Annotated in this window: 25 protein-coding genes; 12 read left to right on the top strand and 13 right to left on the bottom strand. The window is 64.9% G+C overall.

What is annotated here, in order from left to right:
- Positions 1–130: 130 nt before the first annotated feature.
- Positions 131–394 carry an AHH domain-containing protein gene (locus tag AC1Z32_RS03625; RefSeq protein WP_483478197.1) on the top strand — a complete coding sequence of 88 codons (264 nt, stop codon included), beginning with the start codon at positions 131–133 and terminating at the stop codon, positions 392–394.
- Entirely contained in the window at positions 369–914 is a 546-nt protein-coding gene (locus AC1Z32_RS03620) for a hypothetical protein (RefSeq protein ID WP_483477331.1), read from the top strand. The genes AC1Z32_RS03625 and AC1Z32_RS03620 overlap by 26 nt, the downstream gene beginning before the upstream one ends.
- Here AC1Z32_RS03620 and AC1Z32_RS03615 read toward each other — a convergent pair.
- A complete protein-coding gene (locus AC1Z32_RS03615) occupies positions 882–1,181 on the bottom strand; it encodes a SymE family type I addiction module toxin (RefSeq protein ID WP_483477330.1) in 300 nt (99 codons plus the stop codon). The genes AC1Z32_RS03620 and AC1Z32_RS03615 overlap by 33 nt on opposite strands.
- 45 nt (positions 1,182–1,226) lie before the next feature.
- Between AC1Z32_RS03615 and AC1Z32_RS03610 the strand changes: the two genes are divergently transcribed.
- Both AC1Z32_RS03610 and AC1Z32_RS03605 read left to right on the top strand, forming a co-directional pair.
- Positions 1,227–1,745 (top strand): polymorphic toxin type 8 domain-containing protein, encoded by a 519-nt coding sequence (locus tag AC1Z32_RS03610; protein ID WP_483477329.1) that lies wholly within the window; start codon positions 1,227–1,229, stop codon positions 1,743–1,745.
- A gap of 11 nt (positions 1,746–1,756) precedes the next feature.
- The gene (locus tag AC1Z32_RS03605) at positions 1,757–2,146 is read left to right on the top strand and encodes a DUF2750 domain-containing protein (RefSeq protein ID WP_483477328.1); all 390 of its coding nucleotides are present in this window, start codon (positions 1,757–1,759) and stop codon (positions 2,144–2,146) included.
- A 57-nt stretch (positions 2,147–2,203) separates the two neighbouring features.
- Here the strand turns inward: AC1Z32_RS03605 and AC1Z32_RS03600 are convergent, their stop codons facing one another.
- Positions 2,204–2,389, bottom strand: a complete 186-nt coding sequence (locus AC1Z32_RS03600) for a SymE family type I addiction module toxin (protein WP_483477327.1) — start codon at positions 2,387–2,389, stop codon at positions 2,204–2,206.
- A 366-nt stretch (positions 2,390–2,755) separates the two neighbouring features.
- Between AC1Z32_RS03600 and AC1Z32_RS03595 the strand changes: the two genes are divergently transcribed.
- Both AC1Z32_RS03595 and AC1Z32_RS03590 read left to right on the top strand, forming a co-directional pair.
- Positions 2,756–3,355 (top strand): LysE family translocator, encoded by a 600-nt coding sequence (locus AC1Z32_RS03595; protein WP_483477326.1) that lies wholly within the window; start codon positions 2,756–2,758, stop codon positions 3,353–3,355.
- 64 nt (positions 3,356–3,419) lie between these two features.
- On the top strand, positions 3,420–4,196 hold the full coding sequence (locus AC1Z32_RS03590; RefSeq protein WP_483477325.1) for a class I SAM-dependent methyltransferase: 777 nt from the start codon (positions 3,420–3,422) through the stop codon (positions 4,194–4,196).
- On the opposite strand, the gene AC1Z32_RS03585 is transcribed toward AC1Z32_RS03590, so the two are convergent.
- From AC1Z32_RS03585 to AC1Z32_RS03540, 10 genes are all read right to left on the bottom strand, one after another.
- Positions 4,169–4,636, bottom strand: a complete 468-nt coding sequence (locus AC1Z32_RS03585; RefSeq protein WP_483477324.1) for a hotdog family protein — start codon at positions 4,634–4,636, stop codon at positions 4,169–4,171. The two genes, AC1Z32_RS03590 and AC1Z32_RS03585, sit on opposite strands and share 28 nt — an antisense overlap.
- The gene (locus AC1Z32_RS03580; RefSeq protein WP_483477323.1) at positions 4,633–5,430 is read right to left on the bottom strand and encodes a beta-ketoacyl synthase chain length factor; all 798 of its coding nucleotides are present in this window, start codon (positions 5,428–5,430) and stop codon (positions 4,633–4,635) included. The genes AC1Z32_RS03585 and AC1Z32_RS03580 overlap by 4 nt, the downstream gene beginning before the upstream one ends.
- Positions 5,427–6,629: a beta-ketoacyl-[acyl-carrier-protein] synthase family protein gene (locus AC1Z32_RS03575; protein ID WP_483477322.1), complete on the bottom strand. Its 1,203-nt coding sequence runs from the start codon at positions 6,627–6,629 to the stop codon at positions 5,427–5,429. Before AC1Z32_RS03575 ends, AC1Z32_RS03580 begins: the two co-directional genes overlap by 4 nt.
- A gap of 80 nt (positions 6,630–6,709) precedes the next feature.
- On the bottom strand, positions 6,710–7,432 hold the full coding sequence (locus AC1Z32_RS03570; RefSeq protein ID WP_483477321.1) for a class I SAM-dependent methyltransferase: 723 nt from the start codon (positions 7,430–7,432) through the stop codon (positions 6,710–6,712).
- Positions 7,433–7,465: 33 nt separating this feature from the next.
- Positions 7,466–8,278: a polysaccharide deacetylase family protein gene (locus AC1Z32_RS03565; RefSeq protein ID WP_483477320.1), complete on the bottom strand. Its 813-nt coding sequence runs from the start codon at positions 8,276–8,278 to the stop codon at positions 7,466–7,468.
- Positions 8,275–10,647 (bottom strand): MMPL family transporter, encoded by a 2,373-nt coding sequence (locus AC1Z32_RS03560; protein ID WP_483477319.1) that lies wholly within the window; start codon positions 10,645–10,647, stop codon positions 8,275–8,277. Before AC1Z32_RS03560 ends, AC1Z32_RS03565 begins: the two co-directional genes overlap by 4 nt.
- Positions 10,648–10,653: 6 nt before the next feature.
- Positions 10,654–11,238, bottom strand: coding sequence for a LolA family protein (locus AC1Z32_RS03555; RefSeq protein ID WP_483477318.1), 585 nt, complete (start codon positions 11,236–11,238; stop codon positions 10,654–10,656).
- A 4-nt stretch (positions 11,239–11,242) separates the two neighbouring features.
- Positions 11,243–12,145: an LpxL/LpxP family acyltransferase gene (locus tag AC1Z32_RS03550; RefSeq protein WP_483478196.1), complete on the bottom strand. Its 903-nt coding sequence runs from the start codon at positions 12,143–12,145 to the stop codon at positions 11,243–11,245.
- A 68-nt stretch (positions 12,146–12,213) separates the two neighbouring features.
- Positions 12,214–13,905 carry an ApeI family dehydratase gene (locus tag AC1Z32_RS03545; RefSeq protein WP_483477317.1) on the bottom strand — a complete coding sequence of 564 codons (1,692 nt, stop codon included), beginning with the start codon at positions 13,903–13,905 and terminating at the stop codon, positions 12,214–12,216.
- A 20-nt stretch (positions 13,906–13,925) separates the two neighbouring features.
- Entirely contained in the window at positions 13,926–14,588 is a 663-nt protein-coding gene (locus AC1Z32_RS03540; RefSeq protein WP_483477316.1) for a COG4648 family protein, read from the bottom strand.
- 443 nt (positions 14,589–15,031) lie between these two features.
- Between AC1Z32_RS03540 and AC1Z32_RS03535 the strand changes: the two genes are divergently transcribed.
- From AC1Z32_RS03535 to AC1Z32_RS03510, 6 genes are all read left to right on the top strand, one after another.
- A complete protein-coding gene (locus AC1Z32_RS03535; RefSeq protein WP_014252231.1) occupies positions 15,032–15,292 on the top strand; it encodes a phosphopantetheine-binding protein in 261 nt (86 codons plus the stop codon).
- A 138-nt stretch (positions 15,293–15,430) separates the two neighbouring features.
- On the top strand, positions 15,431–16,147 hold the full coding sequence (gene fabG, locus AC1Z32_RS03530) for a 3-oxoacyl-ACP reductase FabG (RefSeq protein ID WP_483477315.1): 717 nt from the start codon (positions 15,431–15,433) through the stop codon (positions 16,145–16,147).
- 25 nt (positions 16,148–16,172) lie between these two features.
- The gene (locus AC1Z32_RS03525) at positions 16,173–17,510 is read left to right on the top strand and encodes an NAD(P)/FAD-dependent oxidoreductase (RefSeq protein ID WP_483477314.1); all 1,338 of its coding nucleotides are present in this window, start codon (positions 16,173–16,175) and stop codon (positions 17,508–17,510) included.
- Positions 17,510–18,367 carry a MipA/OmpV family protein gene (locus AC1Z32_RS03520; RefSeq protein ID WP_483477313.1) on the top strand — a complete coding sequence of 286 codons (858 nt, stop codon included), beginning with the start codon at positions 17,510–17,512 and terminating at the stop codon, positions 18,365–18,367. The genes AC1Z32_RS03525 and AC1Z32_RS03520 overlap by 1 nt, the downstream gene beginning before the upstream one ends.
- Positions 18,360–19,169, top strand: coding sequence for a lysophospholipid acyltransferase family protein (locus AC1Z32_RS03515; RefSeq protein ID WP_483477312.1), 810 nt, complete (start codon positions 18,360–18,362; stop codon positions 19,167–19,169). The genes AC1Z32_RS03520 and AC1Z32_RS03515 overlap by 8 nt, the downstream gene beginning before the upstream one ends.
- Positions 19,170–19,232: 63 nt before the next feature.
- Positions 19,233–20,000: a glycosyltransferase family 2 protein gene (locus tag AC1Z32_RS03510; protein ID WP_483477311.1), complete on the top strand. Its 768-nt coding sequence runs from the start codon at positions 19,233–19,235 to the stop codon at positions 19,998–20,000.
- On the opposite strand, the gene AC1Z32_RS03505 is transcribed toward AC1Z32_RS03510, so the two are convergent.
- On the bottom strand, positions 20,001–22,019 hold the full coding sequence (locus AC1Z32_RS03505; protein WP_483477310.1) for a glycoside hydrolase family 28 protein: 2,019 nt from the start codon (positions 22,017–22,019) through the stop codon (positions 20,001–20,003).
- Positions 22,020–22,027 lie beyond the last annotated feature (8 nt).

The following is a 22,027-nucleotide window of genomic DNA, read 5'->3' as shown; positions in this document are numbered from 1 at the left end:
TGAATAAGGCGAATCGAGAGCTTGCCAAGAAGTCAGACTACATGAAACGGGCATGGAAGAAGTACAAAGGCTCTGCAGCTCACCATATGGTCGCTGCGGACGATGATCGAGCGGATCCGGCAAGACAAATATTGCAAAAACAAATATCGGCATTAACAGTGAACATAATGGCATTTATCTTAAGCATATGGATAAAAACAGCCAGCAGCCCGGAGCCTATCACCGTGCAATACACACGGATAAGTATTACGAAAATGTCAACGAAAGAATTTCTATGGCAGATTCTGTTGGTGCGAAACAGACTGTACTAGACGAGTTGGAATCAATTCAAAGCGATTTGCTTTTCAACAAAAAATTTGGTGATCGAGATGAATATTTATTCAATTGGATCTGATTACGAAAGCTATAGATTTTTGCTTCCTATTGACGATAAAGCTGGGGTGATTAGTACAGATGGAAGTTCGCTCATTGAGGGTTGGCGGCCGGTTGATTATTTTTTGTTCAAAGATCCACGGCGCAGGGCCGATAAACGAAAAGTTGATTTTATGGCTAGTTGTTACCACTCTGGTGTACTGATAATTGAGAGTAGTTATAAAGATTTAATCCTGAAGCTTGCGGGTGGAAAAGTTGAGTTCTTGGAGATAACTACGCCAGAGCTTCCGAGGAATTTCTGTGTTGCGAATCTGGTTGACCCAATAAATGCGATTGAGGATGAGGGGCTATCAGGAACTGATTTTATGGATTTGTTTAGAGCGGGAGAGATGAGATTCAATATTAAAAATATTGAGGGCAGAGAAATTTTTAGAGATAAAAAATACAATAAGTTATATTTTTGTACGCAAAAATTTATCGATGAAACTAAAGATGCCAACCTCACTGGTCTAAAGTTCACCGTTAAAGGTGCGGTTGGCTAAGTTATGGTCCGCTGAAAATCGGCCCTTTGGTCGTCTCCCAGCGGTAATCACAAGGTTTCCGTGTTCAACGTTGATCTTGACGCGTTGCCCTGCCTGAAACCCCGCGTGCTCGATCCACCGTCCGGCGAGTTTGATCCACGGGAAATCGGGCGGTTCGGTGCGCAGATGGGCGGGCTTATGCCAGTTGCGCTGGAATCGGAGTGACTGCTGAATAGTCACGAGACGTTCCGTAACGGGTGGGCGTGCTTTAAGATTAGCGTCAGCCATGAATGGACTTGAATATATCGGGGTGTCCGAAGAATGAAATAAGTCGTGACTAAAGGGCCGCCTAAAAGCGGCCCTTTGTTTACAACCGCTATCGGTACTTTGATCCGCAGGCCGGTCAATTCCATCAGTCAGGATCCGATCGGACTAAACCGCGGTACCAATCAATATGGTTATGCGCCGAACGCGTTCGGATGGATAGATCCCTTCGGTCTATCTACATCGACGGCAGGAAGACAGGCGCGGTTACGAGACATCGCTAACGATCCCAAGCAACCTAGCTACGTTAGGGGCTGGATTCGTCAAGAGATTAATGCAATGGAAGGAAAGAGCAAAAATAAGAGAGGAAACGTAAAAAGCAGGATTCGCGTTCCTCCAGGATTTGTGGCTCATTGGCGTGGTTATGAGTCTGCAAAGGGTTTCGACTACAACTTCACTGACCTGAACTTGACAAAGCTGCATCAAACCCAACATAAGCATGATGACCACGGCAAGAAAAATAAGAAGCGGTCTAGTAAAAAGGGATGTTTGATCGCGGCCGCGCTCGAAGAAACGCTTGAAGGATAACAGCGAGAGATATGCTGAAACTGAATAAAGTGCAAATTGAGAAGCTACTTTCATCGGACGGGAAGAGTCGGTATGAATTTTCCGTGAAGAAAATTGTTGATTGGGCAGAAGCTTGGGGTTTATACGAAGATGGTTGGACAATGTTAGCGGACGGCGAGGGGAATCTGATTTTCCCTATCTGGCCTGCGAAGGACTTTGCTCGACTTTGCGTTTCAAAAGAAAATTCGAGTTCTGTTCCGAAGGAAATATTTCTCGATGATTTGATGGATGATCTTCTCCCGAGACTGGCTGATGACAATATTAAAATTGGTGTCTTTAACGTCAATGGACGATCGGATACGCCAGTGGTCAAGGCTAATGATTTTTTGAGGGACCTTACTATCGAGTGCAGTAAATATTGACCTGTACTGAATCACTGATGATCTTTGGCAGGGCCGCTTAGCGGCCCTTTTGTTCGTCTACTCTGCGCTAATTACAAGTCTTCCGTGTTCAACGTTGACCTTGACGCGCTGTCCTGCGTGAAATCCCGCCTGCTCGATCCACCGACCGGCGAGCTTCATCCACGGATAGAGCGGCGGTTCGGTGCGCAGATGGGCGGCCTTATGCCAGTTGCGGTTGAATCGCCGTGACTGCTGAATGGTCACGAAGCGTTCCGCACTTCGTGCGAAAGCAAATCATCCGTTCATAAAGCTCATGCAGCCGCGGATTATGAATGTGCAACCCGGTGGGCGGCCAAGTCCGATGAGCGCATCCACGCTGGTTTGCAGCGTTTGCGCGATTCGAACTGCGGCATCAAGGCGCCGCGCTCCCAAAGCTTATAGACACGCCAGATAAGGCGAATCGGCAAGACGCTCGCGGAACACCCTCGGCGTGCGTTGAACCCCAGCGGTCCAAGCGAGCCCACCGGCCCAGCTCCCTCGCGATAACCATCGGCAAGAAAGCGTGCCAACGCCAATAAACCGCCGAATCTATGGTATTAACCATCCCGCCTTCAAAACTCACCCTCATCCATGCACGCACCTTCGCAGTCATCCCTGCTCCTGCTCGGCATCATCATCATCCTGATCACCCCCGGCCCCACCAACACGCTGCTCGCCGCCGCCGGCCTGCGCCGCGGCATCAAACGATCAATTCCGCTCATGGCGGCCGAACTCGCCGGCTACCTGATCGCGATCTCCGCCTGGGGCTATCTCGTCACGCACGCGGCGAGCTTCCTCGCCTGGCTGCCGACGTTCATGCGCATCGCGTGCAGCATCTACATCGCGTATCTCGCGGTCGCGATGTGGCGCGCCGCCGTCTCGTTGCCCACGTCCGCGCGCAATTCCGTCGGCATCCGCGCGCTCTTCGTCACCACGCTGCTCAATCCCAAGGCGATGCTGTTCGCGAGCGCCATCTTTCCGCCAAGCGCCTTCGCCGATCCCATCACATATCTCCGCACGATGTCGATCTTCGCCGCCGCATTGATTCCCATCGGCTTCCTGTGGATCACCTTCGGCGCGGCGCTCGGCACCGGACGTCTCGCGTGGCTCAGTCCGGAGCGCGTGCAGCGCGGCGCGTCGATCATTCTTGCGACGTTCTCCGTCGCCCTCGCGTGGACCGCGATCCACTGATCCCGCGCGCTGTGGTAAAAGCAATCGACGAACGTCCTGCGGCTCAGCAAAAACAGGAGACTCGATGACTTCCCCCCGGCGCGACCCCATCGAACGCATCGATCAGAAGGCCCCGCACGAGCCCCTCACGACCTACTATCCCGACGAATCGCGCCGCCGCGTGTGGTTGCGCGGCATGTTCGACCGCACGGCCTCCGACTACGACGCGATCGAACGCGCGATGGCCTTCGGCTCCGGCCCGTGGTATCGCAATCGTGCGCTGCGCTCGGCGGGTCTCACGCGCGGCATGCGCGTGCTCGATGTCGGCATGGGCACGGGACTCGTCACAAAGGAAGCGGTCGCGATCACGGGCGATCCGGCGCTCGTCACGGGCATCGATCCGAGTCCGGGCATGGTCGGCGAGGCGCATCTGCCGATCGGCGTCGAGACGCGCATCGGCACCGCGGAGAATCTGCCCTGCGACAGCGCCGCCTACGATTTTCTGTGCATGGGTTTCGCGCTGCGCCACGTGAGCGATCTCGCGCGTGCCTTCGATGAATACTTCCGCGTGCTCGCGCCCGGCGGACGGCTCTGCGTGCTCGAAATCACGCGCCCCGCGCATGGCCTGGGCGTCGCCGCGCTGAGGTTCTACATGCGCGGCGTGGTGCCGCTGATCGCGCGCGTCGTCGGGAAGAAAGAGGAAAGCGTCGAGTTGATGCGCTACTACTGGGACACGATCGAAGCCTGCGTGCCGCCCGACACCGTACTCGCCGCCATCGGGCGCGCGGGTTTCGCGAACGTGCGCCGCGATGTCGAGCTCGGCATTTTCTCGGCCTATTGCGCGACCAAACCCGCGGCCTGAGCAGCGTCGAGAATCACGGCGGCCCGGCCGCTCAACAGCAATCGTCCTGCGCAATACACGTTGAAGCGATAAAGCACCGTGTTGTCGTCGCCGCCCATGCGCTCGGCTTCGATATCGAGCGGGCCGGCGAGCGTGTCGAGCCGCTCCACGTGCGTTTGCACGCCGCGCACGCTCGTCAGCATGCCCACGCGCGGCCGCTTTGCTTCTTCGCCGACGAGCGCGCCGTGCGTCGCCATTGCCTGCGCCGCATACTCGATGCCGCACACCGACGCGAGCCGGCCTTTCGAGCGCAGCGGATTGTCGGGGGAAAGATGGCTCGTCGCCGTGCAGCGGATGCGCTGCGCATCCCACGCGACCACGGCATCCAGCAGACACATCGAGCCGCTGTGCGGAATGCGCGCGGCGATCCAGTCGCGATCGAGATTTTGCGCAGCCGTCATGACGGTTCGATATCCACGGCGACGCGCGTGCCATCGAGATAATCGAGCACGACGTTCGCTGCCTGCCCGCGCGCCAGTGCGTCGAGCAGCGGCAGCGCACGCGCGGCCGGATTCGACAGGCGCAGCGCTTCGAGACCGGCATCGGCGAAGGTGAACGCATCGGCGTCCGTGAGGCGGGCCTCGATGCGCGCGAGCGTCCGCTCGCTTTCCTGCGGCACGAGCACGAGCGCGACGCCGAACGCATCGACGATCGGGCGCACGTGGCGCAACGGCTCGGGATAGTCCGTGTCGTACGCGACGAGCAGCGTCGCGGCGCCATCGACGCTCACTTGCGCGAGGCTCTCCAGCAAGCCCGCCGCGAAGCTGCCGTCGTACGCGCACAGCACGTTCGATGAAGCCATCGCGCGTGTCGCAATGCTCCAGTAGCCCGCGGGCGCGTTGTGGACGGAGTTGTGAAAGCGCGTCGGCGAGAGTTGCGGCTCGTCGCTCGCGAGCGTCTCGCAGATCGCGTGGAAATTCCCGCCGTCGCCGCCCGATGCCGCGAACACGGCGGCGAGCGTGGCGGCGTCGCGCCCGCTCTGCGCGACCGCTTCGTGCGCGGCCGCGAGCGCCGCGCGCACGACCGGCCCGGTGCGGCGGCGCTCGGCGGACGGCAACCCCGCCGGCGGCGGCAGCACCGTCGTCGCGGCTTCGTGCGTTGCGCGTTGCGCGAGCACGTCGGCGGTGCGGGGCCAGTCGGCGAGCCCCGGCCCGATCACGCCGATGCCTTCGATATATGCACGCAGTGGAGTCATGCCGATGCCGCTCCCTTGCGTCCGAACACGAGACTGCAGTTCGTCCCGCCGAAGCCGAACGAGTTGGACAGCACCGCGCGCAACGGCGCTTCGCGCGTCGTGAGCACGTAGTCGAGGCCGAGCGCGGGATCGGGCTCGCTCGTGTTCGTGCCCGCCGGAATCAGTTGATGCCGCAAGGCGAGCGCGGCGATCACCGCTTCGAGCGCGCCCGCCGCGCCCAGCGTATGGCCCGTCGCGCCCTTGGTCGAGCTGCACGGAACGCGCTCGAAGAGGCTCGTGAGCGCGCGGCTTTCGGCGGCATCGTTGCTCGGCGTCGCGGTGCCGTGCAGGTTCACGTAGCCGATGTCGCTCACATCGAGCCCGGCGCTCGCAAGCGCCTGCTCCATCGCCATGCGCGCGCCGAGTCCCTCGGGATGCGGCGACGACATGTGATACGCATCGCTCGATTCGCCGATGCCGAGCAGACGGATGGCGTCGTCATCGGCATCGGTCGAATCGCGCTCGAGCAGCCCGAACGCCGCCGCCTCGCCAATCGAAATGCCGTCGCGCTTCACGTCGAACGGCCTGCACGGCCCCGGCGCGAGCAGTTCGAGCGAGTTGAAGCCGTAGAGCGTCGTGAGACAGAGCGTATCGACGCCGCCGACCACGGCCACATCGATGAGACCGGTTTCGAGCATGCGCCGCGCCGAGCCGAACACCTTCGCACCCGACGAACACGCCGACGACACCGACACCGCCGGCCCGCGCAGCCCGAAGTACGCGCGCACGAAGGCGGCCAGCGAGTAGGGGTTGTGCGTGCTCGCGTAATTGAAGTCGGCGGGCAGGGCGCCGGTTTGCGCGTCGCGGCGCTGATAGGCGAGCTCGGTTTCCAGAATGCCCGCGGTGCTCGTGCCCATGAACACGCCGACGCGCTCCGCGCCAGCGCGCGCGATGGCTTCGCGCACGCGTGCGTCGAAGCCGTCCTGCGTCATCGCGAGTTGCGCGAGGCGGTTGTTGCGGCAGTCGAATTCGGCGAGACCGGCGCGCACCGGCGCCTCCTCGATGCCGTCGACGCGGCCCGTGTACGTTTTGAGCACGGCGCCTTCGAAGTCGCACGGCGCGAGGCCGCCGCGTCCTTCGACGAGCGCGGCGAGCGTTGCATCCACGCCGCGGCCCGCGCAACTCGTGGCGGTGAAATGCGTAAGCAGAAGAGGGTTCACTACGAGCTCGATCCCCAAAAATCCGGTGACGTTCAGTGCGATGAATTGTAACAAAGCGGGCCGTTGGGCCCCGGCGCGCCTCAGCCAGCGGGCGTCGCAATGAGCAGACGATTCGCGTCGTGCGTGCCGTTGCCCATTGGACGGACCGTCACGCGAAAGCGCAGATCGCCGAGCAGCGCCAGCCATTGCGATTCGCTGCGGCACGTGAGGCGGCCCGCGCGTCCCGAGCGCGCAATCTGCATGCCGAAATCGACGGCGCGATCGAAGCCCGCGCGCCAGCCCGCGTCGGCATCGCTCACGCGCAGCAGGAGCACGCCGTCCGGCGCGAGGCTCGCGCGCACGCGGCGCAGAATCGATGCCTGCGAAGCGGCGTCGACGTAATGCAGCACATCGCATGCGACGACGACATCGACTCGCGGAAACGGCGCCACGCGAATGTCGCCGCAGACGAAGCGGATGCGCGCGTCGTGCGCCTTCAAGGCGATGCGCGCCCGTTCGATATCGCGCGGCGTCAGCTCGATGCCATGAATCGAGCGCGGCGCGGGCGGCACGGGCCAGCGCGCGGGCCATGCCGATTCGGCGTTTTGCCGATGCCACGCGTGCGCGCCGACGAGCCACGCGGCGAGCAGGCCCTGGCCGCTGCCGAGATCGAGGATGCGCGCGTCATCGGGAATCAGGCCGTGCGCGAGGATATGCGCGAAGAACGGATCGCTGCGGAGTTTTGCGCAGGCGAAATGCCACGCGAAACGGCCCGCGGCGCGGTAAGGACGGCTGGCCGTTTCGATGAGCGCGGTCGGCACCATGCGGACGATGGGTGAGCGGTGGGCTCGTGCAGTCTAGCCCACAATCCCTTCGCGCAATGTCACCGTGCCGAGCCCGCGATCCGCCGCCGCGCGCAGCACCGTATCGAGCGCGGCCAGCACGACGGGCGCGCCGTTCGCATCCTTCGCGGCGTGGCCGTCGTGGACGAGCAGGATGTCGCGCGCGGCGAGCCCGTGCAGCAAACGCCGCGCGACGAGCGCCGCATCGCCCGTCCGGGTATCGAAGCCGCGCCGCGTCCAGCTCGCGAGATGCAGGCCCAGGCCGCACAGCACCGGTTCGAGGAACAGGTTGCGCAATCCCGCCGGCGCGCGGAAGAAGAGCGGCCGCGTGCCCGCGATCTCGCCGAGCGTCGCTTGCGCCGCGTCGATCTCGCGCCGCATCGCGCCCGGTCCCATCAGCGAAAAATTATGCCGATGCCGCTGGCTGTGATTCTCGACCGCATGTCCGCGCGCGACGATCGCCTCGACGATGCGCGGATATCGCTGCGCCCGCTCGCCGATGCAGAAGAACGTCGCGCGGGCGCGATGCGCGTCGAGGAGATCGAGCACGCGCGGGGTGACATCGGGATCGGGACCGTCGTCGATCGTGATCGCGATGCGCGCGCCCGCCGATTCCGGCAGCGTCGTCCAGTTGTGGCCGAGCAGGGCGCTGCGCGGCCAGAGTCCGGCCGCCGTCAGCGCGAGATGCGACGCGATCACGCCGCCCGCCGCCCACGGCCACGTCGCGGGCGCAACGGCCAGCGCCGCGAGCGCACCCGCATGGACGGCCGCCGCGCCGCCGATCAGGGGCGCGGGTGTCCATCGGCGTGGCGTGCCGGGCGCGTTCATCGTGTGAACCCCGAGCGCGGCGCGAGAATCGCCGAGAACAGCAGCGCGAGAATCGCGCCGGGGCCGACGGTCAGGCCGAAGGTCTCGAGCATCGGCACTTTCGAGAGCGCAAGCAGGCCGAAGCCGAGCACCGTCGCGAGATTCGCGATCACGAGCGACACGAGCGTTTGCGGCGAGATCGCGTTGTCCTCGGCGTGCGCGCGATAGTTGAAGAAGAGCGCATAGTTCGACCCGACCGCGACGATCAGCAGCATACCGATCAGATGCAGGATCGTGAGCGACTTGCCCGCGACCGCCAGCCCCGCGATCACCACGATCACCGCCGCGACGAGCGGCGCGAGCGTGCGCGCGGCGCGCACGGGAGAGCGAAGCGCGAGCACGAGCAGCACGACGATCCCGGCGAATCCGCCGAGCGAGAGGCGAATGTCCTCGTGCACGTAGTTCTGGTACAGGCGGTCGGCCTCGTTTTTCATGTCGACGAAAAGCGCATCCGGCACCTGCGCCGAGGCCACCGCCGCGCGGATCTTCTGCGCCTGCACGTCCGAGCCTTCCGCCGCGCGCAACGGGAGCATCGCGGTCCAGCGGCCGTCGCGTTCGGTGAGCAGCGAATCGACCGCGAGCGCCATCGACGTGCCTTGCAGATCGGCGCGGCGAAGGAGCGGCTGCGCGCGCGCCGCTTCGGCATCGGCGATGAAAGGCTCGAAGACCTCGGGCTTCACGCGGATCGTCTGATCGCGCAATGCCGTGGCGAGACGCGCGCGCAAGACATCGGCGGGCGGCAGGCTCGCGATGCGCGCGCGCTGCGCGGCATCGCTCGGCAGATAACGCGCCGGGCTTTCGTAACCCGCGATCACGCGCGCATCGATCAAAGGCTGCAGCCGATTCGCGAGCGCTTCCGCATGTTCGAGCGCGGCCTGTTCCGTCGCCGCCGACACGACGACGAGATAGCGCACGTCCGGCGCGCCGACATCCGCGCGCAGGCGTTCGTCGAGATCCTGGCTCGCTTGGGGAACCGGGCTCAGCGCCGACAACTCCTGGCTCCACAGTCCGTGCCGCTGCATCAGCAATGCCGCGACCGCGCCGACGAGCAAGACCGCGAGCGGCACACGCAAACGCGACGCGTGCGCAGCGAAACCCGCGAGCAGATTGCCGAGGCGCGAGACATCGCGGATCGCGAAGCCTTGCGGCAACAGATGCGGCAGCACGAAGCGCGTGACGATGCCCGCCGTCGACAAACCGACGATCGAATACAGCCCGAGTTGCACGAGGCCGGGAAAGCCCGAGAAAAGCATCGACGCGAAGCCGCAGATCGACGTCAGCACGCCGAGGCGGATCGTCGGCCAGAAGCCCGCGACCCAGTCCTTGAGCGATCCGCGCCGCCCGCTGAACGTCATGCCCGCCGATTGCACGAACAGATAGATCGAGTAATCGACGGCCTCGCCGATCAGCGTCGTGCCGAAACCGAGCGTGAGGCCATGCACGGTGCCGAACGCGAGGCTCACGGCGGCGACGCCCGCCGCGACGCCGGAAAGAACCGGCATCAGCCCGAGCAGCAAGGTCGGCACCGAGCGATACACCGCCAGCAACAGCACGACGATCAGCACGATGCTCGCCGCCGACAGCCAGCGCACGTCGCGCATGATCGTGTCGCGCGTTTCGACGGCGAAGACGCCGGGGCCCGTCATCACCAGGCGATACGGCGACGCGCCCGGCGCGGCCTGCCGGAACGCATCGCGGATCGCGGCCATCGCGCTGGCTTGCGCGTCGGTGTCGGAACCGGCGCTCGCGGTCTGCGCGAGCAGCACGGCGCGCTTGCCGTCGCGCGAGGCCCACACGCCGTCCTGCATCGCGGGCTGCGCGGCGCTGTCCAGTTGACTGACGAGCGCGGTGACTTCGCCGGTCGGATCGTGCGGCAAGAGATCCTTCGCCATCATGCCGGCGGAAGAGGTGAGCAGATCGAGGCTGTCGGCGAGCGCATCCTTCAGGCCCGCTTCGCTGAAGCGCTCGGGCGTCACGGCGGGACTCAGCTGATAGCGATGCTCGAAGACGAAGCGCTCGTCGCGCGCCTGGCCGACCGGCTCGCCGTTGTTGATCGCCGAAAAGCGCTTGTCCTCGCGCAACCGGGACGCGACCTTGCGCGAAATATCCGCGCGGCCCGCGGTATCGCCGCCTTCGATGCCGACGAGTATCAGCCGCGACACCAGTCCGTCACGCAACTGCTCGACGAGCACGCGCTGCTGCTCGCTCGGCGAGCGCGGCAGGAAAGCGGAGAGATCGGCGGAGAAACTGGTGCGCGCGATGATCGCCGCACACACAGCCAGGAAGCCCAGCCAGACGATGACCGCAGGCTGACGAAGAACCGCGCGCATGCCGTGTCAGTGCGCCGACGCGTCTTGCAGGCGCATCAGCGAGCGGTCGCCGTCGGCCTGCCGGATTTCGACGCGCGCGAGCGCCGCGCCCGTGCCCGCGAGCGTGATCGAGCTGACTTTCTGCTTCATGCGCGAATCGATCGGCACGAGGGTGAGCGTCCAGTCTTCGCCTTTGCCATCGATCGACACCTTGTACGCGTTTTCCAGCGCGAAGCGGTTGCCCGCGAGCGTCGCGCGGATGCTTTCGATGAACGCGCCCAGTTCCGGATAATTGCGCAGCGGAATGGTGACCTTGCGGCCACTGCGATCGACGGTGAGCATGTCGCCATCGACGACGAGATTTTCCGGCTTCGGGCTGACGGTATGCTTTTCCAGATGATCGGGCGCGACGAACACCAGTTCGCCCGACGATTCGAGCGGCTCCTGCGCGATCTTCAGATAGCGCGTCTCGGTGAAGTGCGCGCGGCCGGATTTCTTCGCGCCGAGCGTGTTCATGAGGCGATCGAGCGTCCAGGGCGCGTCGGCGGCGACACCGGTCGTCGAAAAAGCCGACAGCAAAGCGGCCGTCAAAACGGCGGCGAAAACTCGCATGAGATCAGGAATCCCTCGTTGCTTCCCGCAGGCCGCCATCGGGTGCGCGGGCGGGTTCCTGCGCGGCGTTCGTCTGCCAGAAGTCGAAATAGTTGAACCAGTTATACGGCGCTGCACGGCAATATTTTTCGAGCAGCGCGACATAGCGCGTGAGCGCGGCATCGACGGCGGCGGCGCGATCAGCCCGCTCGACTTTCGAAAAATCCGCGAGCGTTTCGAAGTGGATATCGTAGCGGTTGCCGCCGAGATAAAGCCCCGTCATGAAGACGACCGGACGGCGCAGCACCGCCGCCATATGCAGCGGCCCGAGCGGAAACGCGGCGGGCGTGCCGAGGAAATCGCGTTCCTTCAGGGTGTCGCCGGCCTGGCGCAGCGTGCGGTCCGCCAATATGCCGACGAGACTGCCCGCGTCGAGCCGCTCGCGCACCTTGAGCATCGCATCGACCTTGCCGAGGCCGATCACATCGTGATGCGCGGAAGGATTCACGGCGGCGAGGATCGCGTTGATCTTGCGCGCGTTTTCCTCGTACATCGTGATCGCGATGCGGATATGCGGCTGCGCCCGCCCGATCGCGCGCACCACTTCGAAGCTGCCGAGATGCGCGCCCATCAGGAATGCGCCGCGCCCGCCGGCGAGCGCGGATTCCACGTCTTCGACGCCGTGCGTGCGGATATCGAACAGATCGAAGCGCTCGTTCAGCAGATAGATGCGATCGTGAATCGTCGACGCGAACGAAAACACATGACGGTAACCATCGCGCCAGCCCGCATGCCGCCCGAGCGCGCGGTTCAGATAAGCGCGCGACGCACGCCGCGCGCGCGGCGCGAACGCGACGAAATACGCGGTGATGACCCGCAGCAGCACGCGCCCGATGCGCCGCCCGAAGCGCAGCGATATCCACGTCATGAAACGCAGCAGCGCGAGATTGCTGCGTTCCTGGCGGTCGGCCCAGTCGTCGCGGTTGCGCGGCTCGTTCACGATGCGTCCGTGTCCGTGGCGGCGGTCATCGGCGCCGCGAGCGCGCCGCTCGCCACCGCGCGCCCGCCTGCGCGGATCGTGAAGCGGATCGCGCCGCTCGCCGCCGTTTCGTAAGCGATGTCCAGCGTCTCGCCCGGTTCGGCCGGGCTCAGGAATTTCGCGGATTCGATCCTGCACGCGTCGACGTTGCGGCCGAGCACGGAGCCGATCGCGTCGAGCGCGTGATCGAGCAGCACGACGCCCGGCACGATGGGACGGCCGGGGAAATGTCCGGCGAGCGCGGGATGCTCCGGCGGCACGGTGAACGTGAGCGCCGCGCGTCGATTGCGTTCCTGCTCGATCAGTTGCGTGAGCACCTCGCGCGGCAGCTTGCCGGTGGCGTTGCGCGGCAGCGAATCGACGAACAGCAGCGGACGCGGCATGAACGCGGCGTCGATGCGCTCGCGCAGTGCGCGCTGCAAGTCCGCCGCCGCGAGTCCGGGCGCGACGACGAGCGCCATCAGGCGGCGCACGGGCTCGCTATCGGCGTGATGCGCGTCGTCGGGCATGTGAAAGACGCCGTCGACGACACCGGGCACCGCGTTCAACTGGTGATTCAGATACGCGAGCGACGTGCGCTTGCCCGCGATGTTGATGAGATCCGCCTTGCGCCCGTGCAGCAGGAAATGCGCGCCGTCGATGAGTTCGAGCGCGTCGCCCATCGGCACGGGCACTTCCACGTGGCCGCCCGATGCCCACATCGTCGGTTCACCGCTATCGTTGGAATCATCGGCGCGCGGTGTCAGCGCAATGTCGGGGAACAATTCCCACGCGGCGGTGCGCGCGGTCCGGCGCGTCGCGATCTGGCCGGTTTCGGTGCTGCCGTAGATTTCCATCAGCGGCGCCTGCAGACGCGCTTCGGCGTCGAGCGCGAGCTTCTCGGAAAGCGGCGCGGTCGCCGACAGCACGAGCGACGCACGCGGCAAGACGTCCTCGTTCGCCAACAGCGCGCGCAGGTGAATCGGCGAACTCACGAGGACGCGCGGCTCGGGGATGGCGTCGAGTTCCGCGCGGATATCGACAGGGTAGAACGGCTGGCGGTTGCTGAACGCGAGGCCGCCGAGCAGCGCGAGCAGCACCGTCGATTCGAAACCGTACATATGCTGCGGCGGCACGGTGCCGACGAGCGTGGCGCGTGCTTCTCCGAGCAGCCCCAGCCGGGCCGCCGCCGCGCGCACGTTCTTCACGAGAAAACCCCACGTCTTGCGATGCGGCACCGGCACGCCGGTCGAGCCGGACGTGAACACGTAAGCCACGACGCGCGCGGCGTCGATCTGCGGAACCTTCGCTTCGCCGTCAACGCGGGCCGCGGCGGATTCGGGATACCGGAAGCGCGGCAGATCGATCGAGCAATCGTCGGTGTCGTGCAGGCAGAAGGCGTCGGGCGCGAACGAGGCGAGGGCGCGCACCATTTCCGGCGTATGCGTGGACGGCAGCAGACTCGTCTTCCCCGCGACGAGCGTCGCGCACAGGCTAACCGTGAAGCGGTAACGGTCCGTGCAGACGTTGAACACATGCCCGCCTTCGGGGAGCGCATCGGCAAGTTGCTGCACATCGGCAATAAATTCGCGCACGGTGACGGGCGCGCCGCTGCGCCAGGCGATCACCTGATCCGGCGACGAATGGAAAACCAGCGGAAAGGTCTGCATGTGCGATGACTTCGTCGGCATCACTGCGCCCCGCTGCGACGCATCTGCATCGACTGCGTGTACGCGCGAACCGCGTCCATGATGCTCGACGGCTCCATGCCCGGCAGCGCGATGCGGCGGCAGCCGTACTCTGCGACGAACATCAGCCCGACGAGCGGCAGCGCGAGATAGTTGGCGAACGTGGACCACGCGACGATCGACGCGCACGCGAACAGCACCGTCGAGACGAGTGCGGTGGCGATGAAAAAGAGCGTCCACGCGACGGTCACGCGCCGCGTATAGCGCGCGACGCGCGGTTCGAGCTTGCCGTGGACCATGGTCGCGAACTGGGTGCAGAGCGGCTCGCGGCCTTGGCCGAGCGTGCACCCGAACATCCACGCCAGCGCGAGATTGAAGCTCGCGTGCTCGAGCCACAGGCCCCAGCCGAAATGCGCGGTCAGCGGCGCGCGGCCGAGCCACAACACGGCGCAGGCGAGCGCCCACAACGGCAGCAGCCACGCGCGCGCCGGCGAGCGCACGGCGGCGTTCAGCGCGATGAGCAACAGGGGCGCGAGCACGAGCGCGAGGCCGAGGCCGTGCGCGCCGGGCGTCGACGCGGCATGGTGCGCGCCGAGCTGATACGCGGCGATCGCGCCCACGACGCCCGCCGCGCGCAGGAAACGGGTGAGCCGGGCGGCGCTCATGAGCGCACTCGCGCCGCACGCGACGCTGGCGAAGACTGGCTCGAAGAGGCCGGTCGAAGGAAAAAGGTACGCAACATGGATGCGGCTGCGGCGCTCTTTATGAGCGCTCGTTCGTTGGACAAAAAGACGGCAGTCGCCTGCCTGAAGGATATTTTCTCGCGCGGGTGCGAGCCCGGTCTGTAACCGATTGTTCGATGATCTTACATTCGTCAGACGGGCGGATTCTACCCTACCGGCGCGGCCACCCGACCGGCGCGGGAAACCACTGATTTTTCTCGAAAATATCGCGGCGCGGCAAAGCGCACGGCCGGTTACCTTTTCTACTAGGCGTCCCGATAGGGCATCGTCTAGAATTTCGCCACTGCAATTATCTCGAAAACAGGCAGCCAGCACGTCTTGCGAGCGGCCTTTGCCGCACGTTTTTGCGCTGGTCTGTGCATACGATGAATGAACTGGAAAGAGAGCTCGCCGAGCTGATCGTCGCCGAACTGAATCTCGAGGATGTCGATCCCAAGGCCGTCTCGGCCGATACGCGCCTGTATGAAGAAGGCTTCGGGCTCGATTCCATCGACATCCTGGAGATCGCGCTCCTGATCTCGAAGAAATACGGCTTCGAGCTGCGCTCGGACAATCCGGACAATCAGAAGATCTTCGCGAACCTCGGCGCGCTCGCGGCGCATGTCGCCGCGCATCGCACGCGCTGAGGCGGGCGCGCCCCGCTGTCACGCAAGTGAAATCCGCCGCATCGAGACTGAACGACGCGCACGCTCGTGCGCTCCCGATGCGGCCACGCAACACGGGAAACGGATAAGCGAAATGGAATCGATGACGGGAGCCACGCCATGCGCGCGCTCGTGACGGGCGGCAGCGGGGCGATCGGACAGGCGGTGAGCCGCTCGCTCGCGGCGGCGGGGCACGAAGTGTGGATTCACGCGAACGGCGGCATCGACCGCGCTGAAAGCTGCGCGCAGGCGATCCGCGAGGCGGGCGGCACGGCGCATGCGATCGCCTTCGACGTAACCGATCCCGACGCGACCGAAACCGCGCTCGCGCGCATTCTGGCGGACGGCCCGGTGCAGATTCTCGTCAACAACGCGGGCATCCACGATGACGCGCCGATGGCCGGCATGACGCGCCAGCAATGGAAACGCGTGCTCGACGTCACGCTCGACGGTTTTTTCAATGTCACGCAGCCGCTGCTGATGCCGATGATCCGCACGCGCTGGGGGCGCATCGTCAATATGTCGTCGCTGTCGGGGATGATGGGCAATCGCGGGCAGGTGAACTACGCGGCGGCGAAGGCGGGCCTCATCGGTGCGACGCGCGCGCTCGCGCAGGAACTCGCGTCGCGCGGCATCACGGTGAATGCGGTGGCGCCCGGCGTCATCGATTCGCCGATGCTCGGCCAGGCGTTTCCGCACGAGCGCATCAAGCAGCTTGTGCCGGCGCAGCGCGCGGGCACGGCGGAGGAAGTCGCGGGCATGGTCGCGTATCTGGTGTCGGACGCGGCGGCGTATGTCACCGGTCAGGTCTTGTCGATCAACGGCGGAATCGCGTAAGGCGAACACAACGCAGAGGAGCGGGATGAGCGAAGCGACGCAAACGCAGCAAACCTGGGATGTCGTCGTGATCGGCGGCGGTCCCGCCGGATCGACGGCGGCGACGCTGCTCGCCGACCGCGGCTATCGCGTGCGCGTGCTGGAGAAGGCGCGGCATCCGCGCTTTCATATCGGCGAATCGTTGCTGCCCGCGAATCTGCGGCTCTTCGACAAGCTCGGCGTCGCCGATGAAGTGCGCGCCATCGGCATGGTCAAGCTCGCGGCCGAGTTCGTGTCGCCGCAGCACGACAATCGCATGCAGCGCTTTCTCTTCGCCGATGCCTGGGACAAGTCGATGCCGAGCGCGTATCAGGTGCGCCGCTCCGAACTCGATGAAATCCTGCTGCGCAATGCCGCGAAGCACGGCGCGCAGGTGAGCGAGGGCTGCCGCGCGCGCGATGTCGCGTTCGCGCCGGACGGTTCCAGCGCGACGATCAACGCCGAGCACGACGATGGCCGCACGGAGGAAGTGCGGGCGCGTTTCGTCGTCGATGCATCGGGCCGCGACACGCTGCTTGCGAATCACTTCAAGACGAAGCGCCGTAACGACCGTCACAACTCGTCGGCGCTGTATGGCCACTTCAGAAACGCGCGTCGCAACGAAGGCGCGAACGAAGGCAACATCACCGTGTTCTGGTTCGAGCACGGCTGGTTCTGGTTCATTCCGCTCGCGGACGGCGTGACGAGCGTCGGCGCGGTCGTGTGGCCCGCGTATCTGAAGCAGCGTCCGAAGGGCACGTCGGTCGAGGCGTTCTTTCGCGACACCATCGCGCTGTGCGCGCCGCTCGCCGAGCGCCTGAAAGACGCCGAACTGATCAGCGAAGTCCACGCGACGGGCAACTATTCGTACACCGGCGACATGACGCACGGGCGCAACTTCCTGCTGCTCGGCGATGCCTTCGCGTTCATCGATCCCGTGTTCTCGTCCGGCGTGATGCTCGCGATGCAAAGCGCGTTCGCGGGCGCGGAAGCCATCGACGAGGCGCTTGCGAATCCGGCCAGCGCGCCAGCCGCGCTCGCGAAGTTCGATCGCGACATGCGCCACGGTCCGCGCGAGTTCTCGTGGTTCATCTATCGCATGACCTCGCCGACGATGCGCAATCTCTTCATGGGCCCGAGGAATCCGCTGCGCATGAAGGAAGCGCTGTTGTCGCTGCTCGCGGGCGATATCTTCGGCACGACGCCGATCTGGCATTCGCTGCGCGCGTTCAAGGGCATCTATTACATCTCGGCGGCGCTCGACTGGCGCAACTCGCTGCGCGCATACCGCCAGCGCCGCCGCAATCTGACCGAAGCGGAACGCGCGGAGTTGTCGGCCAATTGATGACGATGCCGGTAATCCGTTCGCCGCGCGTGGCGCTGTTGCTGCTGCTCATCGCGAGCGGGGCGGCGCGCGCGGAAGACATGCCGCCGCCGAGCAAGCCGCTGTGGGAGCTCGGCATCGGCATGGGCGTGGCCGCGTTTGCGCACTATCCCGGCTCGGACCAGACGCGCGCGTGGGTCTTTCCGTTGCCGTATGTGATCTATCGCGGCAAGTTCTTCCGGGCGGACCGCGACGGCGTGCGCGGTCAGTTGCTCGACACCGACCGCGTCAACTTCAATATCAGCCTGCTCGGTTCGCTGCCCGTCTCCAGCCGCGACGACAACGCGCGCGCCGGCATGCCCGATCTCAAGCCGACGATCGAAATCGGCCCGTCGGTGGAAGTGCATCTGTGGCGCACGCCATCGCGCGACATGCTGCTCGATCTGCGTCTGCCGGTGCGCATGGGGATCACGCTGGAATCGTCGCCGAAGACGGTCGGCTGGCAGTTCGAGCCGAACTTGAACCTCGATATCGTCGATGTCGCGGGCGTTTCAGGCTTGCGCGTCGGCATGCTCGCGGGGCCGATGTTCGCCGACGGCAGGTACAGCGACCACTACTACACGGTCGCGCCGCAATACGCGACGCCGGGCCGTCCCGCGTTCCAGGCGAGCGGCGGCTACGCGGGCACTCAGGCGCTCGTGTCGATGTCGCGGCGCTTCAGCCGATACTGGGTCGGCGCGTTCATGCGCTATGCGAACCTCGCGGGCGCGAGCTTCGCGGACAGCCCGCTCGTGCGGCAGAAGAGCGTGCTCTCGGGCGGCGTGGCGCTCGCGTGGGTGTTCGGGCAGTCGTCGAAAATGGTATCGAGCGATGAGTGACGCGCATCGGAAAATCGGCGGCGCGGACGGGAAGCCGTCGTTCGTGGCCGCGCTCGAATCGGCGTGGCAATGCGTGGCGTTTTATTTCGCGCTCGTCGTGCTGGCGCTCGTGTGTCTCGCGTGGTTTCCGTTCGCGCTGATTCTGCGGCGCGTGCTGACCGTCGATGCCGGGCGGCGCGTCGGGCGCACCGTCGTGCAGCGCGTGTGGCATATGTACTTCGCGCTGCTGCGCACGCTCGGCGCATGCCGTTTCGATCTCTCGGAACTCGATTCGCTCGCGGGCCAGCCCGCGATGATCCTCGCGCCGAATCATCCGTGCCTGCTCGATGCGCTCTTGATCGCGTCGCGCGTGCCCGACACCTGCTGCGTGATGAAGGGCGATGTCGCCGGCAACGTCTTCCTCGGGCCGGGCGCGCTGCTCGCGGGCTATATCGTCAACGATACGTCTGTCGGGCTGATTCGCGCGGCCGTCGCCGAGTTGCAGCGCGGCTCGCCGCTGCTGCTGTTTCCCGAGGGCACGCGCACCGGGCAGGCGGCCGTGAATCCGCTGAAGGGCGGCATCGCGTTGATCGCGGCGCGCGCGCAGGTGCCGGTGCAGACGCTCATCATCGAAACGGATTCGGGCTTTCTCGGCAAGGGCTGGCAGATCTTCAAAAAGCCCGCGTTGCCGATCACCTATCGCGTGACGCTCGGCCGCCGCTTCGCGCCGCCGGGACGCGATCACGCCGCATTGCAGACGTTCATCGGCGAATTGCAGCGCTTCTATGCGGGCGAGCTCGACGCGCATCGTCCGCCCGGCTGAAAACGCCAGCGTCGGCAGACGTTAAAATTCGTCGCATCTCTTTCCGCTTTTCGTTTTTTTTCAATGCCTTCGACACGCGCATCATCCACGCATCTCGTCCTCATTCCGAGCTACAACCCCGGCGAGAAAGTCGAAGAAACGGTGCGCGGCGCGCGCGAGCAGTGGAATCCGGTGTGGGTCGTCGTCGACGGCAGCACGGACGGCAGCGCCGAGCGCCTCGTGACAATGGCCGAAGCCGATCCGGGCCTGCGCGTGATCGTGCTGCCGGAGAATCGCGGCAAGGGCGCGGCGATTCTCGCGGGCCTCGACGAAGCCGCGAAGCTCGGCTTCACGCACGCGCTCACGATGGACTCGGACGGCCAGCATCCCGCCGCGCTGATCCGCACGTTCATGGAAACGTCGATGAACGCGCCCGACGCAATGATCCTCGGCCGCCCGAAATTCGACGCCAGCGCGCCGCAGCTTCGCGTGCAGGGACGGCGCATCTCGAACGGCTGGGCGAATCTCGAAACACTGTGGATGGGCATCGGCGATTCGCTGTACGGCTTTCGCGTGTATCCGGTCGCGCCGCTCGCTTCGCTGATGCGCAGGCAGCCCTTCATGCGCCGCTTCGACTTCGATCCCGAAGCGGTCGTGCGTCTTTGCTGGCGCGGCGTGCGGCCGATCAACCTCGACGCGCCCGTGCGCTACTTCACGCCGGAAGAGGGCGGCGTCTCGCATTTTCACTATGGCCGCGACAACGCGCTGCTCACGTGGATGCACGCGCGTCTGTTCTTCGGCTTCGTGCTGCGATTGCCGCTCCTCATCCTGCGAAGACTCAGCGGACGATGATCAGCGCGGATCGCTGACCGTCGAGTTCATCGTCACGCCCGCGATCACCGTGTTCTTCAACGCGATGTCGTGCACGTTGTACGCGTAGATCGGGCCGGGCGTCGTCGCGGTCGCGGGACCGGCGGCGACCGGCGTGCCGAAATCGCAATCGGTGATGGTGACGCCCGTGATCGCGGGAACCGCCGGCGTGGGCGCGGGGCCGTTGTAGTCGAACGCGACCGGGCCCTGCGCGACGATGGCCTGAAAGCACGACCCCGTCACGCCGTTCAGCGACACATTGCTCGCCTTCACGTTCGAGATATTCACGTTCTGCACGAGCGCGGGCCGCGTGCGGATCGCGTCCTTCGATGGTTGATAGTCGCAATCGAACGTGATGATCCCGCCTTGCGATGCCGACGGATTCGCCGCCGTCGCCGTCACCACGCCGATGGGCACCGTCGAGTTGATCGGGCTGCCCGCGAGCATGCTGCTGCCGTAGCCCGAAGGCGTGAGACTCACGCCGTTGGGCAGCGTCACGTTGTCGACGTAGAAGTCCTTCACGAAGCCGCCGCGATTCATGTTCGTCTTGATGCGGATCGCGATGTTCAGCGAATTCGTCGCCCAGAACTTGTTGAGCATCTGCAGGTTGCGCGCGTAGATCTTCTGCACGCCGCCGCCCATTTCGCTGCCGAGCGTGATGCCGCCGTGGCCGCTGTTCATCGTGCAGTTCTGGATGACGTGGTTCTGCGCCGGGCCGTATTGCGTGTCGAGATCCTTGCCCGATTTGATCGCGATGCAGTCGTCGCCGGTGTTGAACGTGACGTTCTCGCACAGCACGGTGTCGCACGCGTCGGGGTCGAAGCCGTCGTTGTTTGGGCCGATGCTGTCCACGGTCACGCCGCGCATCACGACCTTCTCGCAATCGGTCGGATGATGCTGCCAGAACGGCGTGTTGTTCGTGCGATAGCTTTCCATCAGCACGTTGGTGCAGCCGATGAATTCGACCATGCAGGGCCGCAGATAATGCCCGATGCCGAAGATGCGCTTCTCGATGGCGACGCCCGCCTCCGATAGCGCGGGCAGATAGTTCTGGTCCTGCTGCCAGGGCGTGGCGCGATCGGTGAGCTTGGCGTAGAGCGCATCGGAGATGCCGGGCACGGCGGTTTTCAGATCGACATTGTTCGGATTGACCGATGCCTGCGAAGGCGTAGACGCGTTCACGCAGCCGTAGACGCCGTTGTTGCCCTTCCAGGTCCACCAGCAGGTCGCCGTGTTGCCGCTGCCCGCGAACGGTGTCATCGCCTGGCCGTTGAGCACGGATGTGTCGCCTTCGCCCGTCACGGCGATGTTCTTCTGATTTCGCGCGTAGACCGGCGGGCCATAGTTGAGGCAATCGTTGGCCTGCCAGCGGCTGTAGTAGAGCTTGCCGTTCGCGCCGCAATCGATCGGGCCGTCCTTCGCGTAGTCGGCGGGATTCGGGCTGAAGTAGATCGTGCAGTTCGCGGAGAGATGGAAATCGACGTTGGACAGCAGCACGATCGGCCCCGCGCAGTACCACGTTCCCGCGGGCACGACAACATGGCCGCCGCCCGCCGCGTTGCACGCCGCGATGGCCGCGAGGAACGCGGGGCGCGAGTCGAACGAGCCGGGTGCGTTGGTCTGGTCCGCGCCGGTGGACAGCGGCGATTTCGCCGGGTCGGTGTACGGGTTCGTCGCCGCGATGACCGCGCAGGGTTTCGCGCCGTAATCGGTGACGGGAAACTGACGGTCGGGGAACATCGACTTCGACACGCTCTGCAGCGCATTCACGATCTGCGTCGCCGAGCCGGACGGGCCCCAGATCGGGTCTTGCGCGGCGGGCGGCGTCGCGCCGGAGCCGGAACTGGAGCCGGAGTTGTCGTCGTGGCCGCCGCAGCCCGCGAGCACGCCGAACGTGCTCATCGCGCCGATGAGCGGCGCGCCCGCCGAGATGCCGGCGAATTTAACGAACGTGCGGCGCGCGGCGGATCGTACCGCCGATGCATTTTTCGGTTGCTTCATCGATGTCT

It is taken from the genome of Caballeronia sp. 11_S32 (assembly GCF_056930355.1).
This window is presented reverse-complemented; position numbering and strand designations above follow the sequence as displayed.